This is a genomic window from Mycobacterium sp. (assembly GCF_002863225.1).
Taxonomy (GTDB): Bacteria; Actinomycetota; Actinomycetes; order Mycobacteriales; family Mycobacteriaceae; genus Mycobacterium.
Window position 1 is genome coordinate 50,762 of record NZ_PKEK01000040.1, and the last position, 20,399, is coordinate 71,160.

Annotated in this window: 23 protein-coding genes; 10 read left to right on the forward strand and 13 right to left on the reverse strand. The window is 64.6% G+C overall.

The window, feature by feature from the left end; all coding sequences use genetic code 11:
* Positions 1 to 17 precede the first annotated feature (17 nt).
* Positions 18 to 398, reverse strand: coding sequence for a hypothetical protein (locus tag CYU59_RS11115; protein WP_292989168.1), 381 nt, complete (start codon positions 396 to 398; stop codon positions 18 to 20).
* Positions 399 to 517: 119 nt separating this feature from the next.
* Here CYU59_RS11115 and CYU59_RS11120 point away from each other — a divergent pair, with 119 nt between their 5' ends.
* Entirely contained in the window at positions 518 to 1,000 is a 483-nt protein-coding gene (locus CYU59_RS11120; RefSeq protein ID WP_292989170.1) for a MarR family winged helix-turn-helix transcriptional regulator, read from the forward strand.
* 34 nt (positions 1,001 to 1,034) lie between these two features.
* On the opposite strand, the gene CYU59_RS11125 is transcribed toward CYU59_RS11120, so the two are convergent.
* The gene (locus CYU59_RS11125) at positions 1,035 to 1,571 is read right to left on the reverse strand and encodes a hypothetical protein (RefSeq protein WP_292989173.1); all 537 of its coding nucleotides are present in this window, start codon (positions 1,569 to 1,571) and stop codon (positions 1,035 to 1,037) included.
* Between the two features lie 85 nt (positions 1,572 to 1,656).
* Positions 1,657 to 1,920, reverse strand: a complete 264-nt coding sequence (locus CYU59_RS11130) for a metal-sensitive transcriptional regulator (protein ID WP_292989175.1) — start codon at positions 1,918 to 1,920, stop codon at positions 1,657 to 1,659.
* A gap of 230 nt (positions 1,921 to 2,150) precedes the next feature.
* Between CYU59_RS11130 and CYU59_RS11135 the strand changes: the two genes are divergently transcribed.
* Entirely contained in the window at positions 2,151 to 2,768 is a 618-nt protein-coding gene (locus tag CYU59_RS11135) for a hypothetical protein (RefSeq protein ID WP_292989178.1), read from the forward strand.
* A gap of 84 nt (positions 2,769 to 2,852) precedes the next feature.
* A complete protein-coding gene (locus tag CYU59_RS11140) occupies positions 2,853 to 4,028 on the forward strand; it encodes an FAD/NAD(P)-binding oxidoreductase (RefSeq protein WP_292989180.1) in 1,176 nt (391 codons plus the stop codon).
* A 94-nt stretch (positions 4,029 to 4,122) separates the two neighbouring features.
* On the opposite strand, the gene CYU59_RS11145 is transcribed toward CYU59_RS11140, so the two are convergent.
* The 7 genes from CYU59_RS11145 to CYU59_RS11175 all read right to left on the reverse strand — a co-directional run bounded on the left by CYU59_RS11145 (position 4,123) and on the right by CYU59_RS11175 (position 9,888).
* Positions 4,123 to 5,019 carry a DUF4436 domain-containing protein gene (locus CYU59_RS11145; RefSeq protein WP_292989183.1) on the reverse strand — a complete coding sequence of 299 codons (897 nt, stop codon included), beginning with the start codon at positions 5,017 to 5,019 and terminating at the stop codon, positions 4,123 to 4,125.
* A 107-nt stretch (positions 5,020 to 5,126) separates the two neighbouring features.
* Complete coding sequence (locus CYU59_RS11150; RefSeq protein ID WP_292989185.1) at positions 5,127 to 5,732, reverse strand: hypothetical protein; 606 nt, start codon at positions 5,730 to 5,732, stop codon at positions 5,127 to 5,129.
* 142 nt (positions 5,733 to 5,874) lie between these two features.
* Entirely contained in the window at positions 5,875 to 6,426 is a 552-nt protein-coding gene (hadC, locus tag CYU59_RS11155; protein WP_292989187.1) for a (3R)-hydroxyacyl-ACP dehydratase subunit HadC, read from the reverse strand.
* A gap of 108 nt (positions 6,427 to 6,534) precedes the next feature.
* Positions 6,535 to 7,218 carry a C39 family peptidase gene (locus CYU59_RS11160; RefSeq protein ID WP_292989189.1) on the reverse strand — a complete coding sequence of 228 codons (684 nt, stop codon included), beginning with the start codon at positions 7,216 to 7,218 and terminating at the stop codon, positions 6,535 to 6,537.
* Between the two features lie 263 nt (positions 7,219 to 7,481).
* Positions 7,482 to 9,107, reverse strand: a complete 1,626-nt coding sequence (locus tag CYU59_RS11165; protein ID WP_292989191.1) for a PPE family protein — start codon at positions 9,105 to 9,107, stop codon at positions 7,482 to 7,484.
* Between the two features lie 250 nt (positions 9,108 to 9,357).
* Complete coding sequence (locus CYU59_RS11170) at positions 9,358 to 9,651, reverse strand: hypothetical protein (protein ID WP_292989194.1); 294 nt, start codon at positions 9,649 to 9,651, stop codon at positions 9,358 to 9,360.
* A gap of 21 nt (positions 9,652 to 9,672) precedes the next feature.
* On the reverse strand, positions 9,673 to 9,888 hold the full coding sequence (locus CYU59_RS11175) for a DUF3072 domain-containing protein (protein ID WP_292989196.1): 216 nt from the start codon (positions 9,886 to 9,888) through the stop codon (positions 9,673 to 9,675).
* A gap of 103 nt (positions 9,889 to 9,991) precedes the next feature.
* Here CYU59_RS11175 and CYU59_RS11180 point away from each other — a divergent pair, with 103 nt between their 5' ends.
* The 3 genes from CYU59_RS11180 to CYU59_RS11190 all read left to right on the forward strand — a co-directional run bounded on the left by CYU59_RS11180 (position 9,992) and on the right by CYU59_RS11190 (position 11,794).
* Positions 9,992 to 10,627, forward strand: a complete 636-nt coding sequence (locus CYU59_RS11180; protein ID WP_292989198.1) for a methyltransferase domain-containing protein — start codon at positions 9,992 to 9,994, stop codon at positions 10,625 to 10,627.
* 3 nt (positions 10,628 to 10,630) lie between these two features.
* Positions 10,631 to 11,077, forward strand: coding sequence for a hypothetical protein (locus CYU59_RS11185; protein WP_292989200.1), 447 nt, complete (start codon positions 10,631 to 10,633; stop codon positions 11,075 to 11,077).
* An 87-nt stretch (positions 11,078 to 11,164) separates the two neighbouring features.
* Complete coding sequence (locus CYU59_RS11190) at positions 11,165 to 11,794, forward strand: FKBP-type peptidyl-prolyl cis-trans isomerase (protein ID WP_292989730.1); 630 nt, start codon at positions 11,165 to 11,167, stop codon at positions 11,792 to 11,794.
* 63 nt (positions 11,795 to 11,857) lie between these two features.
* Here CYU59_RS11190 and CYU59_RS11195 read toward each other — a convergent pair whose 3' ends face one another.
* Positions 11,858 to 12,790, reverse strand: a complete 933-nt coding sequence (locus tag CYU59_RS11195) for a lytic transglycosylase domain-containing protein (RefSeq protein ID WP_292989202.1) — start codon at positions 12,788 to 12,790, stop codon at positions 11,858 to 11,860.
* A 157-nt stretch (positions 12,791 to 12,947) separates the two neighbouring features.
* Here CYU59_RS11195 and CYU59_RS11200 point away from each other — a divergent pair, with 157 nt between their 5' ends.
* A complete protein-coding gene (locus tag CYU59_RS11200) occupies positions 12,948 to 13,997 on the forward strand; it encodes a 4Fe-4S binding protein (RefSeq protein WP_292989204.1) in 1,050 nt (349 codons plus the stop codon).
* A gap of 5 nt (positions 13,998 to 14,002) precedes the next feature.
* On the opposite strand, the gene CYU59_RS11205 is transcribed toward CYU59_RS11200, so the two are convergent.
* Positions 14,003 to 15,232: an osmoprotectant NAGGN system M42 family peptidase gene (locus CYU59_RS11205; protein WP_292989206.1), complete on the reverse strand. Its 1,230-nt coding sequence runs from the start codon at positions 15,230 to 15,232 to the stop codon at positions 14,003 to 14,005.
* A gap of 261 nt (positions 15,233 to 15,493) precedes the next feature.
* Here CYU59_RS11205 and CYU59_RS11210 point away from each other — a divergent pair, with 261 nt between their 5' ends.
* Positions 15,494 to 15,940: an SRPBCC family protein gene (locus CYU59_RS11210; RefSeq protein WP_292989208.1), complete on the forward strand. Its 447-nt coding sequence runs from the start codon at positions 15,494 to 15,496 to the stop codon at positions 15,938 to 15,940.
* Here CYU59_RS11210 and CYU59_RS11215 read toward each other — a convergent pair.
* Entirely contained in the window at positions 15,937 to 17,427 is a 1,491-nt protein-coding gene (locus tag CYU59_RS11215) for an FAD-dependent monooxygenase (RefSeq protein ID WP_292989211.1), read from the reverse strand. The two genes, CYU59_RS11210 and CYU59_RS11215, sit on opposite strands and share 4 nt — an antisense overlap.
* 216 nt (positions 17,428 to 17,643) lie before the next feature.
* Here CYU59_RS11215 and CYU59_RS11220 point away from each other — a divergent pair, with 216 nt between their 5' ends.
* Positions 17,644 to 18,099, forward strand: coding sequence for a Fur family transcriptional regulator (locus tag CYU59_RS11220; protein ID WP_292989214.1), 456 nt, complete (start codon positions 17,644 to 17,646; stop codon positions 18,097 to 18,099).
* 36 nt (positions 18,100 to 18,135) lie between these two features.
* Positions 18,136 to 20,343, forward strand: a complete 2,208-nt coding sequence (gene katG, locus CYU59_RS11225) for a catalase/peroxidase HPI (protein WP_292989217.1) — start codon at positions 18,136 to 18,138, stop codon at positions 20,341 to 20,343.
* The last annotated feature ends 56 nt before the right edge of the window (positions 20,344 to 20,399 follow it).

The following is a 20,399-nucleotide window of genomic DNA, read 5'->3' on the forward strand; positions in this document are numbered from 1 at the left end:
TGGAAGCCGGCCCGCGGTCAGTCCGACAACCAGCGGGCAGCCGCCTCGGCGGTGTCTTCTGGCGCCGTGTTGAACGCAATCGGTGTATCGGGCGCGGTCTTGCGCACGGCGTTGACCACCACCTCGAGCAGCCAGGTGCTCCTCGGTGGAAGCCGGATGCCGCCACCGATCACCACGCAGTCATAGTGCGCGGCGGCTAAGCGCTGCTCCAACATGAGGCCGCCGGCTTCGTCGGGTGAGATCATGCACGGCTCCCCTTGCCAGCCCCGCTCCCCGATCTTGGCGAGGCCGACTGAAATGCCGGCGTTGATTTTCTCGGCGTCGAGACCCGGCGGAAGGGCGGGATCGGTGTAGTCCACCGTTTCCGGTAGTTGCCCGACAAACAACACTCGTTTCATCCCTGTTGCTCCTTGTGTTTGATCCGCGCAGACGTCCCACTCGATGCAGTTGACATATCAACCCGTCTCACCCTAAACGTGCGAGTTGAGATGTCAACCCGTGGGATACCATCGGTCGCATGGTGAAGCGTGCGGGCCTCTCAGGTGACGAGTTGGCGGCGTGGCGCACCTTCGTCGAGATGTACCACCTTCTCGAACGCCATCTCGGCGCCCACCTTCAACGCGAATTCGGCTTGTCCAACGCCGATTTCGAAGTTCTCGTCAATCTTTCGGAGGCGCCCGACGGGCGGATGCGCGCGTTTCAGCTGGGCCGGACCACTCAGTGGGAGAAGAGCCGGCTGTCCCATCAGCTCACCCGCATGGAAAAGCGTGGTTTGGTGCGGCGCGAGGCGACCACCGCTCGCTACCCCGAGATCGTGCTCACCACCGAGGGCCGAGCCGCGATCGCGGCCAGCGCGCCGGCCAACGCTGCCCGCGTCCGGGAGCTGCTCATCGACGTGCTCGGCCCGGATCGCCTCGCGACGTTGGGTCAGACATCACAAGACGTGCTTGCGGCGATGAGTCGGCACATGTCCACCGACTGCACGCTGCGACGCTGCTAAAGCCTTGGCGCGCATGAAATTTGCGCGTGAGCGTCTAGTACGTCCAGCTCCCCTGCGGGGCGACCACGAACCCGTGCTCGGCGTAGTGCCGATCGGGAGGATCAGGAGTGTCAGCAGCCCACGTCGCCGGTCTGCTGGCTCGACAAGCGAACGAGTCCGTGGTCAGAACGGCACAGACGACGCCGTTATCGGTGGCGAGTTTGCTTCCCACCGGCAGAGTCGGGTACGAGATTGGCTGCGCGTCGATCTCCGTGGTGGTCCGATCGAGTGTCCCCTGCTTGGTCAACGACACAGAGATGGTGTTCGACCCCGCTGGCGCGCCTTGCATTGGGCCCCAGCACATCACGCCCAGTTCGGCGATCATGCTGTCCTGGCAACGTTGCCCGCCAGGTGTGGAAAAGGCCCAACCTGACGAACTTGGGTGCGCGCCTTGGACTCGATAATCTGCTGCCACGACCGGGTGACGAGCATCGACGTCGGGGAATGCCGTCGGCGACGCGAGCGCCGGTCCTTCGACGGCCACACCCAGCGTCCACAGCGACAACGCCGACACCAGAGTCATTCGACGCATGCGAAGACCGTACGCCGTGAGACGCCTTGTCGTGCTCGTAAGGCGGCGGTAGGCCCCCGCAAGGTGCCGGGGTCCGCGGCAGTGGTCAGGCGAGTGAAAGGAACAGCTTTTCGAGTTCGTCCTCGGTGAGACGCGGGCCGGAGCCTTTGCCGGTGATGCAGTGACGCATGCCAGAGGCGACGATTTTGAAGCCGGCTCGATCGAGCGCTTTGGACACCGCGGCGAGTTGGGTGACGACGTCTTTGCAGTCACGGCCTTGCTCGATCATGGTGATCACGCCAGAGAGTTGTCCCTGGGCTCGGCGTAGTCGGCTTAGCACCGCGTCGATGCGTTCAGTGTCGTCAATCATGTAGGCCTCCAACAAGGTAGGGATCCCACTGTACCCCGGGGGGTATAACGTCGGGCGGCGCCGTGAGGCCCGTTGCCGTTCCAACTTACTAGATATACGGTAGGGGGTATGGTATCAACTTGCAACCGGGCGGGAAGAGAGTCGTCGGAACGAGCGATGCAGCTATAGCGAAATAGATGGTCAATCAGAGGATTTCAGTCAGTCTTGCAATCTGGTAGCGAGGAGCAATGATGATCGACACAGAATCAAGAGATGGCGTTGACGATGTGGTGACGCTGTGGCTTGACCCGGTGTGCCCGTTTTCTTGGAACACCGCTCGTTGGTTGACAGACGCCGCCGACAAGGTCGGGTTCGGCGTCGACTTGCAGTTGATGAATCTGGCTGTTCTCAACGAAGGTCGCCAGCTGCCGCCTCCCCAGCAGGCACGCATGAACGATTCGCGCGTGGTGGGGCGATTGATGGCCGCGGTGCGCGAGGAGGTCCCCGCGTCCGCTCTGGCCGCGGCATATTTCACGTTCGGCCAGCTGTACTTCGACCAGTCAGCGCCCGTCGATGGTCGTCTCGTCCAGGAAGTGGCGAGTGCAGCGGGCGCCCAGCGTATCGCCGGCACCGTCCTTGATGACGCCGCTTGGGACAGCGCGGTCCGGTTTGCCCACGAAGCCAGCCAGAGCGCGCTCGGAGACGTCGGTGGCAGCCCGTTGATCACGATCGGCGGGCATACCGTGTTCGGTCCGGTCTTGAGCGCAGTACCCGACCCCGACCGCACACTGCCGGTGTTTGAGGCAGTAGCGGCGCTGGTGGCCACGCCACAGTTCGCCCAACTGCAGCGGCCGCGCACCCACCCCTAGATCAGGTGACCGCTCGTCGCCGCCGCACCACAGGCTAATTCGACGGTGACGAGTCAGAAGACCCGTGAAAGTAAAGGAGCGGACATGAGCAAGAAACTGTTGATCCTCGGCGCCGGTATCGGCGGATTGAGCGTCATCAAGGAGATCTGGGAGTCCGGCGTGAGTCTCGACGACCTCGACATCACGGTCGTTGACGAAGATTTCGCCCACTTCCTGGGTTTCACGTTGCCTTGGGTGATGCGCGGGTGGCGCGACCGTGACAGCGTGCCCATCCGACCCAGCGCCACCGCATTGGCAAGGGTTCGGAAGGTCACCGGAACCGTGCAAGCGATCCACCCCGAACGGCGCACTGTCACGTTGGCAGGGCGAACCGAGCTGGGTTTCGACGCGCTCGTAATCGCGACCGGAGCGCGAAACGCGATCGACGCCGTTCCGGGTCTGAGCGACGCCATGGCCGCCGGCACCGCGGTGCACTACTACACCGCCGATGCGGCAACGCGCGCCAATCAGGCGCTTCGCGGCTTCACCGGCGGTGACCTTGTTTTCCTGGTCACCTCGCAGCCTTACCGCTGCCCGGTCGCACCCTATGAAGGTTCGTTGCTGGCCGCAGACTTGCTTCGCGACAACGGAATACGTTCGCACACAGCGATATCGGTGTACAGCCCGGAAAAGTACCCCATGCCGTCGGCCGGCCCTTTCGCCGGACCAGAACTTGTCGAACTGCTCAACCGCCACGGCATCGCGTTCTTCGGCGACCATGCTGTCGACCGGATCGATCCGGACCGTCGACAGATCCACTTCCAGCACGGCGGCACAAAAGTCTACGACCTGCTGGTTTTCATCCCGCCACACGAACCCGCTGTCACGCTTGACGGGCCGGGATGGATCAGCGTCGACGCCATCACCATGCAAACCCACCACCCCGGCATCTTCGCCATTGGCGACGCCACTGCCATCGCCTCCCCCTCCGGGCGGCCGCTGCCCAAGGCGGCGATCTTCGCCAAAAACGGCGCCAGAGCCGCGGCGCGCAACGCGCTGCACCACCTCGGCCTGACCGAGAGCGTTACCGCGCTGTCAGGAAAGGGCTATTGCTACGTCGACACCGGCGAGGGCAATTCCGCTCTCGGACAGGGTGACTTCTTCACGATGCCCCACCCTGCAATCCACCTCAGCCCACCGTCAGAAACCCTGCACCACGACAAGCAGGACGAGGAACGTGACTGGCGAGCAGTGTGGGAAGGTGAACACAGCGTCGCCTAACCCGATGCCAGTAGGGCCCAACCAGTGCGCAAGGCGCTCGGGTGCACAGTCGATGGCTCGCGCCGTTCACACAACCCGGCGTTTCGCTTGCGGCTCAGGCGATTCGGTCGACCGGCTCCGCGGAGATACTTGATGTGTCGGACTCCGGTTTAAGGTGCCGCCACCAGCATTCGATGTAGATGAGCATCGCTATCGCCAGTGCGACAATCACCCACAGCACGACTGCGACATCAACCCATGCGCCGAACGGCGGCGCCCCGGGCAGGGCGTTTCGCAGCGGCATGACCGCAAAGAGCATCGCCGCGAGCCAGGTTGTCATGGGTGGCTGGAATTTCCGCCGGTCTCGCGCCGTCTGAATCGCAACGATCAACGCCAACGCGGCAAGTGTGAGGAGCACGGTCACGACCACCACGGCAACGACCACGTGGCTCAGCGAGCGTCGCACCGTCAATCGGTAGGCCTTCTGGCCGGGGATCTGGCTGGCGCTGACGATCAGACCCGGCACGTGGTCGATGAACGTTATCGGTACGAGTTCGGTTGCGTTCCGCCCGGCGTCGTCGTGTATCACTTGCACTTCGATTGGCCCGGAATGGTATTGATCAAACGGCCAGCGTTCGGGGTGCCCGGCAAGGGTCAAGGGAACCGGGAAGACGCCAGGGAGGGTGCCCCGCGCAAAATCGCGGCGGTTGGGCTGCGCTGCGGATCTAATGGCGAGAACGAGGTCTTCTTTGAGTCGGTGGGTGTGCGGATCCAGGATCTCGGTTCCGGGGGTGACGGCCAGGTTGGCGACGACGCCACCATTGGTCGGTTGCATCTCCTCAGCGGTGAAGGTCGCAACGGTCTGGTCGCTGTTCTCCGTGGTATCTGCGAGGTTGTTTGCCGCGACATTCTGCACCGTGCCGGCATAGAGGTGGATCGACGTGACGTATATGCAAACGATGAGCACGACCAGACCCGCGATGCTGTACTTCGTGAGACGCTTTCGGCGCATTGTCGTTCTCCCCCAACGGAACACGGATACTCAGAGTTATTCGCTTCCGAGCGGCACTCCCGCCAGAAATGTAATTCAACAGTCGCGTGTGCGCGCGGTAAAAGGCGCTACAGCCCGGACGGCACGACCTTTCCGTTGACCGTCACCTCGACCTGGCCGCTCTTGGTGTCGTACTCGATTCGGCCGTGTTCGAAATCAGACACCAGCAGATCGCCCTTGGCGACCACGTCGCTGACGGGAAAGCCCAGCGGACCTGCCGAGCCGTTTTCGCCGGTGACCTCGGGGGCGCCGTCCGGGGCGCGCTGGATGTTCCAGGCCTCCCGAATCCTGCCTGTGGTGATGTACGCCGGCGTGCCGGCCTTGTCGTCCTTGGCGGTGATCACGCCGCCCTGGAACTGCTGGAACACCAACCCGCTCTCCCGTGTCCCCGCGTTACGGTCACCGGTGAGGGGCTTGCCCAGCGCGTCTTTCTGATTCTCGGTTGCCGACGAGTATTTGGCGGCGATCGGCCCGGTCAGGGTCACCTCGACGTTGCTCTCGCCCATGATCTTGACCGCGGTGGGCTGTGCCGGGGTTGTCGATGTTGTGGCGACGTTGGTCCCGGCCTGGGGCGGCGCCGACGCGTCGACGTCCTTGCCATGGCCGCAACCGGAAGCGATCAGCACAACGGCGGTCAGGCCGACTGCGGCGTGACGATATGCGGCTGTTCTCAATGAACTTCCTCTCGCGTGGTGCGGTGGTCCGCGTCTGACGAGCCGCTGACCGGCACGCTCACGGGCTTTGGTTGCTCCGAACCAACTTACGACGCGGCATACCCGGCGAGGCGGCGCACCACCCGGACCTACTGGAAGATCGTCACCCGGTGACGTCCGCGCCCGATGCGACGGCACTGTTCGATCCGACCCACCCCGGAGTGCGCACATGGCGCCCGGTCGAGGCATTCCACGTCAGGTACTCCGACATGTCCTCGTGGCGTCCCATCATGGTGGTCGTCGCTTCGAGGACCGTCTCGCCGTGCTCGTCCGTGCAGACACTTCGTGTCGTGACGATGTCAGCACCGAATCGTTCGTTGACAGACTCCACGTACATCGTTCCGCGGAGAACATCGCCGGCCACGATCGGTCGGTGATAACGAAAGCTCTGGTCGACCTGGATCATCTGGATCTCATCCATGCCCAGGTCGACGTTACTCAGAAAGTGCCGTTGGATCAGCGCCGCGAAGATCGCCGGGAACGTCGGTGAGGCGACGACTGCTGAATAGCCCAATTCCGCCGCGGCGGCGTCATCGTGGCTGGCGGGGTCGGTCGCCTTCACCGCCGCCGCAAAGACGCGGACGTCCTCCCGGCCAACGACGAACGGATGGGGGTATGGCCACGCCATGCCTCGAATATCGGTTTTCAGGGCCATTGGCACGACCCTACGGCGCTCGGCGCTGAATAGCTGCTGGACACGATTTATTGCGGTCGAACACGCGGGCTCGTCGGGCTCGGCATGCCTGGGCCTAGACCGGGTGGGTCACCGGGTGATGAGGGCGGAGTGGAAGTTGGTTGCCCACGCCTGCTCGAAAACGGCGATCGGAACATGTTCATCACGCCCGCTGCTGATGCCGCTGTCGTTGAGGTGGACGACGCCGGATCGGCTGTCAATCCCGGTCACCACGACGAAGTGATCCCCCCATTTTCTGTCACCGGGTCGGTTCCACAGAATCTCTGCATTGACGACGGCGATGATCTTGCCGCCCATCCCGAGCGTCCGCTTCAGAGTATCGAGATCGGTCTGTGTGCTCTTGACTCCAATCCCGTAGTGTTTCAGCAGAATTGGAAGGTCTCGGACGTCTGTGAAGCCTGACGGCTGCCAGATCGGGCCGGAATGCGTTGTGCTCGGGATGCTTTGGGCCAACTCGTCGACCTGCTGTTCGGTCGGTTGGCGCCCGGTGATTTCACCCACCACATCGGCTACCGCAACCTCACCACAGTCGAGACCGTGCTGCCGATGCCAATGGGCCGCCGCGGCGGCGGGGTCGCCGTACAGCCCTGCTGCTCGATTGGCGTTGAGAACGAGATCGCCGAAGCTAGGCGAGACCGCAGCGGGTGATGCCCCGGGCGAAATAGCCGCGATGGCGTACAGCAGCGGCATGAATGCGAGCGCGCGCACGGCGGCAAAGAGTGTCGTCCGGACACCGTTCAGCGAACTCGCCATCGTCGTTCCCCGTCACGTTCTGCTCAGTTGCCAGACCGTTCTCCGCATCGGAAAACCGGTGTAGCTGCGCAGAAGTGTGGCCAATCCCCCGGCGCAGCGATACAGGGATTTCCCTTGCACTTCCTGCGGAGAATAAGCGGGGTCTCGCCGTCGACGGTGTCGACACACCGAGAAGACCCGTCACGACCCCGCTGGACTGAACGCCCAGCCTCGGCTTCGCGACGGATCAGCTCATGCGCACACGGCGGTCGGACAGCGCAGCGCTAGCCGGCCTCAGGACGGGCCGTCTCCCCCGGATCCCAGCCGCTGGGAATCATCGGGATGGTGGGCCCGCCGCCGAACTCACTGCGGGCCAAGGTGGTCAGACCGGACGCTGCGGCCGTTTCCTTGGTCGCGACGCCGGCGAACCCCACGGTCCCTGCCCCGTGTTGGGACGCCTCTGCCCTCGGCGCCGCCCAATCCGGATCTACGCCGACATTCATATCCATGAACTCGTCGCCATGGTCTGACTGGCGCGCTCGCTGCCGCCGCCGGGTCCGGCCGGCCTGGCGGGTAGCGGCCGCAGCGGTGGCAGCGGTCGAATCAGGCTCTTTCGCACTCCTTTTCGCACCAGCGGCAGCACCCGCGCCCATGCCTGAACCGAACCCGATGCTGGGTGGCGCAACGGCGAACGGAGGAATGAACGGCGACGCGCCGACAGCGGGCTGGGCAGTCGGCAACGTGCTCGCGACCGTGCCGGACGACGGTGTCGGTGCAGGCGTCGACGCCGGAGCAGCACCGGGTGCCGTCACGGGGGCCGCCCCGATAGACGCGACCGGGCTGAGCGGGACCGGCGCCGGCGCACCGGCCGGTACACCTGAGGGCGCGGGCGGGGGCGCGAGTCCGGCCAGACCCGCGAATCCGCTCAGTGCGCCCAACGGAGCGACGGCGAGCAGCGCCGGCACCAGGTACAACCCGGGCTGCGCCGGAAGCAGACTGGTGAGCTGCGCAATGTGAGTGGGCCAGTCGAGCAGCGTGACTTCGGCGATGAATTGGAAAGCGGCCGTTGGATTTTCGGCCAACAGCGACCCGAACTGCTGAAAGTCCGAAGACACCTCGAGTGAGCGAACGACCCACCACAGCGGATCCGCCGCGTTGGTGTATTCGTCAAAAGGCACGCCGTTGAGCGTCCCCTCGAGCGGGTCGTATTCGAGGTCGACCAATCGCAGTAGCTGGGCGATGAGCCGGTTGAACGGGCTGTCGAACCCGTGGTCGTGGTCGTGGTGGTCGTCGTCGCCACCGTGGTCGTGGTCGCCGTCGCCATCATGGTCATGGTCGTCGTCGTGTTCGTGTTCGTGGTCGTCGGCTTCGGCCTTCATGATGGGTGGCGCCGGCTCGGCTTCCGGTGTGGACGCCACGGCTGCGCTCGAAACGGCTTGATACGTGGTCATGGTGGCGGCGGCCTGGACCCACATCCGTACATAGTCGGCCTCGTTGACCGCGATCGGAATCGTATTGATACCAAAGAAATTCGTAGCGAGAAGTGCACCGTGGACGATGTGGTTGGTCGCCAGTTCCGGCAAGGTCGGCATCGCGGCGACGGCGGCGGTGTACGCCGATGCCGCCGTCTCGTGCTGAGTGGCCGCGACCGCGCTCTGTGCGCTCGCCTCTGTCAACCACGCCAGGTACGGGGCGTGTGCGGCCACGTAGCTTTCAGCGCTCGGCCCCTGCCACGCCCCGGCCTGCGTCGAGGCCAGGACGGCGCTGAGTTCTTCTGCGATCGAGGCGTATTCGGCACTCATCGTGGTCCATGCCTCGGCGGCGGTCAGCAACGAAGCCGGCCCCGCGCCGCTGCTGAGCAGCGCTGAGTGCACCTCCGGTGGCGAGGCCATCCAGACCGGTGCGGTCATCGTCGGAAGTCCGCACTCCGCGCGGCGATCAACGCGGCTCCGGTCGGCAACGTCATGTCCGGCAGCTCCTGGGCTGGGAGGGTCCACTGGTCGCCGAAACGATAAATGACAATGGTTGTCGTTATCAATGACCTGGACGGTCCTCATGCCAAAGGCATAGATATGGCCTATGTGCGGGACCTGAGCGCCGGTTGTCTCTGTTGACCAGCGCAATCACCGGCCGCCTCACCGAAATTCGGCAAGTTGCGCACTATTCGGGCTCTGCCACCACGGTCTGCCAGCGGGCACGCCGCTGATCATCGGTCTGGTCCCACCACGGCGGGGTGCCGCGCTCCCCCAACGCGACCTTCGTGGCGTTCACTCCCGCCCGTGCTGAGGACTCGTCCGGCGTCCCCCGCGCACGGCGCACCTCGCGCCGCCAGGCCATCAATATGCGGACGAGTTCGGTTCGCCGATCCTCCGGAATCGAGGGATCGGTGGCCCGCCACTTGCGACCGTTGACGACGATGTAGCGCCCGTCGTCGGTCCTCGCCGGCTCGGCCATCAGTCAGCCGCCCGCGGTGGCTCAGTCGACCCCGCGCCCGCTGGTCTTCTGCAGTTCATCGATCAAGCTCGATGCCTCGGCTTTGGTCAGCCCGTCCGGGATCTCCCGTCCGGCCTCTTGGCCCAGCGTGTTCAGATAACTCCGCTGCGCACCGGTCATCGGCTCGTCGCCGGTGACCCAGTCGGCCGGATCCTTCTCCGCGTTCTCTTTCGGTGCCTGTTGTGCGTCGTCGCTCATTTCGCGATCACCTCCGACCTCGGGATAACCGTCGCACACACGTTCGAAACATCGGAAAATTCGTGGACGTCCGCTCGGACCCGTTGATGGTTACCCTGACGACATGGCGGCATCGTGGAGCAATCGGATCAAGTTCGCGCTGGCGGGCGAGGTTCTCGAAGCGGCCAACCCGCTCCTGCCGGGACGCCCGCACCGTCGCGTTGTCGACATGGTGGCAGATTCCGGTTCGTCACTCGACGTACTGGAATTGTGCGCGGGTACCGGTTTCGCTTCGCGACTCTTGTCTCAATTGCGGCCCACTGATTCGATTGTCGGAGTAGATATCTCGCCGGAGATGGTCAAGGTGGGCCGTAAGAAGCTGCGGGCGGCCGGCGCATCGAACGTGACCTTGACCGTTGGCGACGTCTCCGAACTGCCATTTCCCGATGCATCATTCGATGCGGTGATGTCGGTGTTCGGCCTGCACGAGGTGCCCGAGCCTGCCCGCAGTTCGGCGATAGCGGAGTCGATGCGGGTACTTCGTCCCGGCGGCCTGTTCGCCACCGTCGATCTCGACCAGCCTCCGTTCCCGGCCAATCTGCTCAGCTTCGCTTACCTGACTGTGATGGAGCCCCGGCACGCGAAAGGTGTTTGCGGCGAGGGCCTTTCCCGATCGCTGACATCGGCCGGATTCAGGATTCAGCGACATCGGTCAGCCCGTGGTTTCGGGATGGCCCAAACACTGCTGGCGACAAGCTAATCGATGGGCCCGTCATCGGTGCGAGCGGTCGCACGCATTCTCCTCGGCGCATGCCTGATCTTCGCCGGGATCAGCCACCTGAGCTTCGCGCGCAACACTTTTCGCGCACAAGTGCCGCCCTGGTTGCCGCTCGACGCTGACTTCGTCATCATCGCCTCGGGCGTCGTCGAGATCCTGCTCGGAGCCGGCCTGATAGCACTGACGCGGTGGCGGGTGCCGGTCGGCTGGATTGTCGCTGTCTTCTTTGTTCTGGTGTTCCCCGGCAATATCTCTCAATTCGTCACTCACACAAATGCTTTCGGACTGGACTCCGACCTCGCCCGGGGCATTCGTCTGGTGTTTCAGCCACTGTTGGTGGTGTGGGCGCTGTGGTCTACCGGGGCATGGGCGGCCTGGCGTGAGCGCAGATCGCGAACAGCAACCAGCGGACCAACGCACCCTGATCGGTGACGTCACGCGGCCCGCGGTCGACAACGAGATGCACCTCAACCGCTGGGTCGACGAGGCGTTCGCCCGCCCGGATGTAACGTGACCACCGTGAATGTCTCCCGGATGTATTCCTCGGCTGGGCTCGCGGCCTGCGCCGCAGCGGCCGTCATGGCCGTCGCCGCATGCAGTTCGGACAAACCGGCATCGTCGCCGAGCACGTCGTCTCATGGCGCACCTGCCATGACCGCTGCCGAATCACCGCCCGCGACCGCCGACTCGGGCTGCCCCACCCAGGCGCCCGCCGAAGAGGGCAACCCGGAGTGGTCGTTCAGCGGCGCAACCGGCAGCGTCGGAGTGACCGGGTCCACCGACAAGGCCGCCCCACGGATCACCGTGACCCAACCGTTCAGCGTGACCGAGACCGAGGTGCACACCCTGCGCGCCGGAGACGGCCCCGTCGTAGCGCCGACGGCTACCGTTCTGGTCTGCTACATGGGTGTCGACGGGCGCGACGGCAAAGTGTTCGACAGTGCGTATGAACGTGGCACCCCGGCCCAGTTCCCGCTGGACGGCGTCGTGCCGGGCTTCCAGAAGGCGATCGCCGGGCAAAAGGTCGGTTCCACTGTCGCTGTGGCGATGAGCCCGGGTGACGGCTACCCCGAGGGTCAACCGCAGGTCGGAATACAAAAGGGTGACAGCCTGATTTTCGCGATCAAGATTCTCACCGCCGGCAGCTGAACTCCGGCGCGTCGAGACGCTGTTCGAGGACGGGCGACGGCTACGGTCTGCGGGTAGATCGGTTCACTGTGGGTGGGCCGCAAGGTATTCCGCGGCCGGGATCGGTGATGCGGCGGCATATCCGATGGGCAGCAACACATCTCCGGCAGTGGTCCGACAGTAGACGTCCCACCGGTAATAGCCGCCGAACGCGGCGGGATCGCTGCCGATCAGTGCCGCATACTGGTTGACCGCGCGCACGTAGTCGCTCGAATGGTTGTAGCGGTAGAGAGCGTGATCCCGGTCGGCGGTGAAATTGTTCGCGGCCAGATAACGGCCGGCGGCGATGATGCTGTCGTGCGGTGAGTGGATGTCGCCGCCCTGTCCATACGCAGCGAAGGTCGAGGGCAGGAACTGCATGGGGCCCTGGGCGTCAGCGGTGCTCACGCCGTCGATGCTGCCCAGTCGCGTTTCGACCAGATTGATCGCGGCCAGATAATTCCAGGCCACCCCGGTTTCCGATTCCGCTTGGTGATAGAAGCCCAGCAACTGGTCGGCGGGAGCGGGAGCCACTATGCGCCAGGCCGGCAATGTCGTGCGGGCCGGGGTGATCGCGTTGAGTGCACGTCGGGCGTCGACATTGCGGTCGTAGACGTCGAGCAGTGCGGCGGGAATGCGCGGTCGGGTGGTGGCGTCCCAGTCGGGGTGCAACCCGATCGCACGGTAGGCGGCTTGCTGGCGATGCGCGGCCGCATCGAGCGTGGCCTCCCCCGACGACGGATCGCGCAACGCGTGCTCGTCGCTCACCAGATCGTCGGCCACCTGTGCGGGACTCGACGCCAGCCGCGGCTGTGCACCGTCGGGCGGCTTCGGGGCTGCCGCGATCGTCATGGTGGTCGGCGGATTCGGATCCGCCGCGGCACGTGGCGCCGGTGGCCCGGGCGGATGTGCACAGCCGGCCAATACGAACAGGATGACGCCGAGCATCGGCAGCGCGATCGTGCGGTGACGGCCCATCATGTGCTTCCTGGCTAGACAACCGCTGACAGTGCGGCACTGCAAATCAAATCACGGATCACACGGACGCCGCGGCGAGAACCCCGTCGATGTCTGCACCTGGACCGCTTCGCCGGCCCCATGCACCGATAGCTGGATATAGTCTAATATATCCAGCATGACGTCACCGCTGCCGCGCCGCCTTGCCGAGCACCCGACTGTTCGAAAAGTGATCGCCGACCGAGCCGATCGACCGCAACGAAGCGAAGTTCTCGACGCCGACTGGCTCAAGTCCACCTGCTTGGCAGCCGGTGCCGACGACGTGGCGTTCGCGTCAGTGGACAATCCCGACCTGGCCTCCGAAGTTCCCCATGTCCAGCAGGCACTCCCCGGCGCGCGAAGCTATATCTCGTTGGTAGTCAAGATGAATCGCGAGAACGTCCGGTCGACGGCGCGCAGCGTGGCCAATCAGGAGTTCCACCGTAGCGGTGAGATTCTCAACGAGGCGGCGCGCGAGATCACCCGCATCCTGGAGGATCGGCGTTACCGCGCGCTGAACCCGTCGGCCACTTCCCCGATGGAGATGGACCGGTTTCCGGGCCGCATCTGGGTGGTGGCTCACAAACCTGTCGCCGTTGCCGCCGGGCTCGGAGTCATGGGGATCCACCGCAACGTCATCCACCCGAGGTTCGGCAACTTCGTTCTGCTCGGCACCATCCTCGTCGACGCCGAGATCAGCTCTTACGGTCAACCGCTCGACTACTCGCCCTGCCTCGAGTGCAAGCTGTGCGTGGCGGCCTGTCCCGTCGGGGCAATCGGCAAAGACGGCGCATTCGATTTCTTCGCCTGCTCGACGCACAACTACCGAGAGTTCATGGGCGGCTTCACCGACTGGGCGCAGACGATCGCCGACAGCGCCGACGCTGAAGACTTCCGGACCAAGGTCACCGATTCCGAGAATGCCTCGATGTGGCAGAGCCTGTCGTTCAAGCCCAACTACAAAGCCGCCTATTGCCTTGCCGTGTGCCCAGCCGGCGAAGACGTCATCGAGCCGTACCTCGACGACCGCAAGGAATTCATGGACCGCGTCCTCAAACCCCTGCAGGACAAACGGGAAACGCTTTACGTCCTACCGAACTCAGCCGCCAAGGAGTACGCGGAGAAACGTTTCCCGCACAAGCCGGTGAAGGTCGTCGACGGCGGAGTCGCCGGTCGCAGCCAACGGTAGTCGGCTCAGGGCACGTCAGGCGGCGGCCAGTGCGAGCCTGGGGACACGTCGCCCGGCTCGCCATGTTCGCCGCGGGCCAGCGGCACCCACTGCTCGGTCGGAGCGGGCTGCTCCGACGACGGGAAGTCGCGCAGCATGCCGGAGGGTTGAGCGTCCCATTTCGCGAACGTCAACGGTGTCTGCAGCCATGCGTGAAGGAGGTTGTATGTCGCTTCGAGGGACTCGATATGGGTGCGCTCCCAGCCGTGACTGCCGTCGAGACCGAAACCGACCAGCGCGGCACGGGTGCCCGCACCTGCCTCGATTGCGGCCGCCGCATCGGACCGGTAGTAGCGGAAAACGTCTCGCGCGTAAGGGATTTTATGTTCCTCGGCGAGACGGCACAGCTTACGGGTCAGGTGATAGTCGAATGGGCCGTGCAGGTCGGCCATCGGAATCGTCACGCCGTCCTCAATGGAGTGCTGGCCCGGGGCGCAGACGGCGTTGTCGACCGAGACGAGCTCGGCGACGTCGGCCGGAAGCCCGTCGCTGGCACCGTGGCCGACTTCTTCGGTGATCGTGACCATGATCGTGGTGCGGTGCGGGAGCACCACTTTTCGTTCGGAGAAGTTTCGTGCCAGAGCCAGCGCGACCGCAACACCGGCCTTTCCGTCCAGGTGACGCGAGACGATGAAACCGTCGGCGGCCAGCTCGGGGCTGGTGATCAAACCGACGAAGTCCCCCACCGCCAGGCCGAGCTTGACAAGATCTTTTCGCGAGGAGACCTTGCGGTCGATGCGGACCTCGACGTGCTCCCAGTCGGTCGGCTGAGTGTCGATCTCGTCGCCGAAGGCGTGGCCGCTGGCCTTGAGCGGCATCACCGTGCCGGTGATGAACTCATCCGGGTCGTCGCTGAAGATGCGCACGCGGGCGCCGGTGGCGAAGCGGGCCGAAAAGGTGCCGACGGGGATCAGCTCGAGCCGCCCGTTGTCCTTAAGCGCGCGCACCATGCAACCGATGGTGTCGGCATGGACGACGATGGCGCGGTCAGTGGTCTCCGACTTTCCGGGAAGCTCGGCGATCAGCGCGCCGCGGCGGGTCAACGAGAAGGGCACACCGAAGTCGTTGAAGATGTCGCCGATCAGTTGCATCACGGCGTCGGTACGCCCGGACGGGCTCGGTGTTTGCAGAAGAGCCAGCAGCGTGTCGATCATCCACGAGCGGTCGGACTCGGGCATGGCCGCGGTTTTGCCCACGTTGTCTCCCTTGTGCTTGTTCGGGATTTACTTCCAATCAGCACCGTTGCTGGAGAGTCGGGTCCGTCCTACTACCCCGACACTTACCGTCGAACGTAGTGGTCAGGTTTCGAGACCAACCTGTCGGGTGGAAGCCCGACGACCCGGCGTGCCGGACGTGGCCGAGCAGCTCCGCCCGTCGATCCGGCGGACACAGGAAGCAGCGATACGCCTTCGAGGGCTGATCTTCGACCGCAGGTGTGTGGCTGGCACTATGGCGACATGGCTGTCACCGAATCTCGCGAGGTTGTCATCGAGGCGTCGCCCGACGAAATCCTGGACGTGCTGTTCGACCTCGAGGCATTGACCGAGTGGTCGTCGACTCATCAGCAGGTCGAAATACTCGAGCGTGACGAGCAGGGGCGTCCGACCAAGTCGCGTCAGGTGGTCAAGATCGTCGGCGTCACCGACGAGCAGGTGTTGGACTACTCGGTTCACGAAGACGGAGTCAGCTGGACGCTGGTCAGCTCCAAGCAGCAGCGCGCGCAGCAGGGTCGTTACACCCTGAGTCCCAACGGGGATTCCACCAAGGTCAGTTTCGAGCTGACCGTCGACCCGACCATTCCACTCCCGGGATTCCTGATCAAAAAGGGTGCCAAAGGTCTGATGGAGACGGCTACCGATGGGCTGCGGAAACGGGTTCTCGCGGTCAAGCGCCGCGACGCCTAACTTGGTGGCCCGAACCACCTGTTGAGCGCGCCGACGAGTTCGGGCTCGCCGTCACTGCCTGCCCACGCCACATGACCGTCGGGCCGCACCAGCACCGACGTCGGGTTGCCGACCACGCCGAACGCCGGAATATCCCACACGCCATCGTATTTCGCGTCGACGACGACCACCTGGTCGCTCCAGCCGGGAGCGTCCAGACGACCCGGCTCGCCGAAGTTGATCAGGGCTGGGCGACCGCCCTGGAGAAGTGTGAATACCCGCAACGGGCCGTCGGCGGTGACGACGTCCAGATCCGGCATCCGGCGCCCGACCAGGGGATGTTCAGAGCCCAGGTCGTAGCGGATATCGAGCCCTGACATCATCGCGGCGAAACGCCGACGCGGCTCCTCCATCGAAAACAGATCAGACATGATGCCGTGCAACGCTTTTGCGCGGTCGTCGGTGGGGTGACGTAGCAGCTGCATCTGAGCCATCGTGTTGCGCAGCACCCGCGCGGCGATCGGATGCCGTTCGGCGTGATAGGTGTCCAGCAGACTGTCCGGCGCCGACCCGCCGGCGACCAGGGCCAATTTCCACCCGAGATTCACCGCGTCCTGGACGCCGGTGTTCAAACCCTGGCCGCCGATCGGATGATGCACATGTGCGGCGTCACCCGCGAGGAGGATCCGGCCGTCTCGATACGCCGTAGCCTGCCGGGCCATATCTGTCGACCTGGAAATCCAAGCGGCACTGTGTATTGCGTAATGCGGCCCGTATATCGCCGTCACCGCCTCGCGCAGCTCCGCCAAGGTCGGATCGCCGGCGCCGAGGTGTTCTTCGGTCACCATCACCCGAACGGGTCCCCCGTCGGTCGGTTCGCTGAGTGCGTGGACTCCCACCGCGTCGTGACGAATCCCCCACTCGGGGTCGCCATCGGCGTCGAAGGTCATCTCGACCTCGGCGAGCAGATAGCTCATCGTCGGGTCCCACCCGGGAAAGTCGATGCCCGTCGACTTTCGTACGACGCTGCGCCCGCCGTCGCAGCCTGCCAGGTAACCGGCTCGCAGTCGTCGCCCGTCGGACAGTCGAATTTCGACCCCGTCGTGGCCCTGCCTGGCACCGGTGATCTCGCATCGGCGGTAGATCGGGACGCTCAACTCACCGACCCAGTCGGCAAGGATGCGCTCGATCTCGTTCTGCCACAACGCAAGTCCGTAGGGATGCCGGGTTGGAAAGTCGCTCATGTCCAGCCGGATCTGAGCGAACCCGGTGAGCTGCGCCGGTTTACCTGACGCCAGAAACCGATCGGCGATCCCGCGCTGGTCCAGAATTTCGATGGTGCGTGAATGTAATCCGCCCGCGCGCGAGCCGACCAACTCCTGATCGGCCCGCCTTTCGACAATGGCCGCATCGATGCCGGCCAACGCCAATTCTCCCGCCAGCATCAGCCCGGTCGGTCCTCCCCCGGCAACGATTACGGCATGTTCCGGGCCTGCGTCGACGCTCACTGGCAATCTCCTCAACGTGCGAGTTTCGGCTTCGGCCAGCCATTTTGGAGTACAACCCCGGTCTTGCGGCAAGCCCACGGGTGCGCTATATGTTGAAGGTGAGGGCGAAAGCCCTTTTTTCATGTGCGCGTGGTGCGCTAATCGGTCTGCTTAATTCTTGACCAACTCCAGATCAGGTCTTGACTGACTCCAGACAAGCGCGGCATATTTGGGTTCGTGTCGTCGACGTCGACGGATTACCCGGCACAGCTTCGGCTGGCCGATCTGCGAGTGACCAGACCCCGGGTCGCTGTGCTCGAAGCTGTGCATGATCATCCGCACGCCGACACCGAGACGATTCTGTCGGCGGTTCGCGAAGGACTGCCCGACGTCTCTCGCCAAGCGGTGTACGACGTTCTCAACGCGCTGACCGCCGTCGGTCTGGTTCGACGAATTCAACCGTTGGGCATGGTGGCCCGGTACGAATCGCGCGTCGGCGACAATCACCATCACGTCGTGTGCCGATCCTGCGGCGTCATCAACGACATCGACTGCGCCGTCGGCGAAGCGCCGTGCCTGACTCCGTCGGACGACGACAACGTCTTGGAAGGCTTCGTTCTCGATGAGGCCGAAGTCATCTACTGGGGCTTGTGCCCCAACTGTTCGACAGCTTCTCCCCGATCACACCCGTGATCACAGCCCGTCACACCCACCGCTGAAAGGAAAACTGTGTCATCTGACGTAACCCACAAGGGCAGCGAAAGCGAGAACCCGGCACTGTCCGCACCAGAGCCGAAATCGCATGCACCACTGACGAACCAGGACTGGTGGCCGGATCAGGTCGATGTGTCGAGGCTGCATCCCCAGGTGGCGCAGGCAAATCCCTTCGGTGACGGATTCGACTACGCCGAGGCGTTCGCCGGTCTCGACGTCGACGCGCTCAAGGCCGACCTGATCTCGGTGCTGACCACGTCGCAGGACTGGTGGCCGGCGGACTACGGCCACTACGGGGGCTTCTTCATCCGGATGAGCTGGCACGCCGCGGGCACCTACCGCATCTACGACGGCCGTGGCGGCGGCGGTCAGGGTCTGCAGCGTTTCGCCCCGCTGAACAGCTGGCCGGACAACGGGAACCTGGACAAGGCGCGGCGCCTGCTGTGGCCGGTCAAGAAGAAGTACGGCAACAAGGTCTCCTGGGCTGACCTGCTGGTGCTCGCGGGCAATGTCGCCCTGGAGTCGATGGGCTTCAAGACCTTCGGGTTCGCCTTCGGGCGCGAGGACGTGTGGGAGCCCGAAGAGATCCACTTCGGTGAAGAGGGCGAGTGGCTGGGCACCGACAAGCGCTACTCCGGAAAGCGGGATCTGGCCCAGCCCTATGGTGCGACCACTATGGGTTTGATCTACGTCAATCCCGAAGGGCCGGAAGGCAAGCCGGATCCCGTCGCGGCCGCGGTCGACATCCGCGAAACGTTCGGCCGGATGGCGATGAACGACGAGGAGACCGCCGCGCTGATCGTCGGTGGACACACCTTCGGTAAGACGCACGGTGCCGGCGATGCCGAATTGGTCGGGCCTGAGCCTGAGGGCGCTCCGATCGAGCAGCAGGGGTTGGGCTGGAAGAGCTCCTACGGCAGCGGTAAAGCCGAGGACGCCATCACCAGCGGCCTCGAGGTGGTGTGGACTCCTACACCGACCAAGTGGGACAACACCTACCTCGAGACGCTGTACGGCTACGAGTGGGAGCTGACCAAGAGCCCCGCCGGCGCCTGGCAGTTCACCGCGAAAGACGGCGCCGGTGCGGGCACCATCCCCGACCCGTTCGGTGGGCCGGGTCGCGCCCCGACGATGCTGGTCACCGACGTCTCGATGCGCGAGGACCCGATCTACCGCGAGATCACCAGGCGGTGGCTGGATCACCCCGACGAGCTGGCGGATGCTTTCGCCAAGGCCTGGTACAAACTGCTGCACCGTGACCTGGGACCGATCTCCCGATACCTCGGCCCCTGGGTGCCGGAGCCGCAGCTGTGGCAGGACCCGGTGCCGGCCGTGGACCATGAACTGGTCGACGACAACGACGTCGCGGACCTGAAGAAGAAGGTCCTCGACTCGGGTCTGTCGGTGCCGCAGTTGGTGAAGGCCGCGTGGTCGTCGGCGGGCAGCTACCGCAACACCGACAAGCGCGGCGGCGCCAACGGTGCCCGCATTCGCCTTGAGCCGCAGAAGAATTGGGAAGTCAACGAGCCCTCCGAGCTGAGCAAGGCGTTGGCGACGCTGGAGCAGATCCAACACGACTTCAACGGCTCCGCCAGCGGCGGCAAGAAGATCTCGCTGGCCGACCTGATCGTGTTGGCCGGGTCTGCGGCGGTCGAGAAGGCGGCCAAGGATGCCGGTTACGAGATCGCGGTGCACTTTGCGCCCGGTCGTACCGACGCCTCGCAGGAGCAGACCGACGTGGAGTCGTTCGCGGTGCTGGAACCGCGCGCCGACGGGTTCCGCAACTACGCGCGGGCCGGCGAGAAGGCGCCATTGGAGCAGCTCTTGGTCGAACGGGCGTACCTGCTCGGTGTGACCGGTCCGGAGCTGACCGTGCTGATCGGTGGCCTGCGGGCACTCGGCGCCAACCACGGCGGCAGCAAGCACGGTGTGTTCACCGACAAGACGGGTGTGTTGACCAACGACTTCTTCGTCAACCTGCTCGACATGAACACCGAGTGGAAGCCTTCGGAGTCCGCGGAGAACGTCTACGAGGGTCACGACCGGTCGTCGGGTGCGCTGAAGTGGACCGCGACCGCCAATGACCTTGTGTTCGGCTCGAACTCGGTGCTGCGCGCGCTGGCCGAGGTCTACGCCCAAGACGACAACAAGGGGAAGTTCGTGGAGGACTTCGTCGCCGCGTGGGTCAAGGTGATGAACAACGATCGGTTCGACCTGAAGTAGATGCCGGACCGTTCAGCACGGCGCTGCGCCCCGCGAGCTTCGGTTCGCGGGGCGCA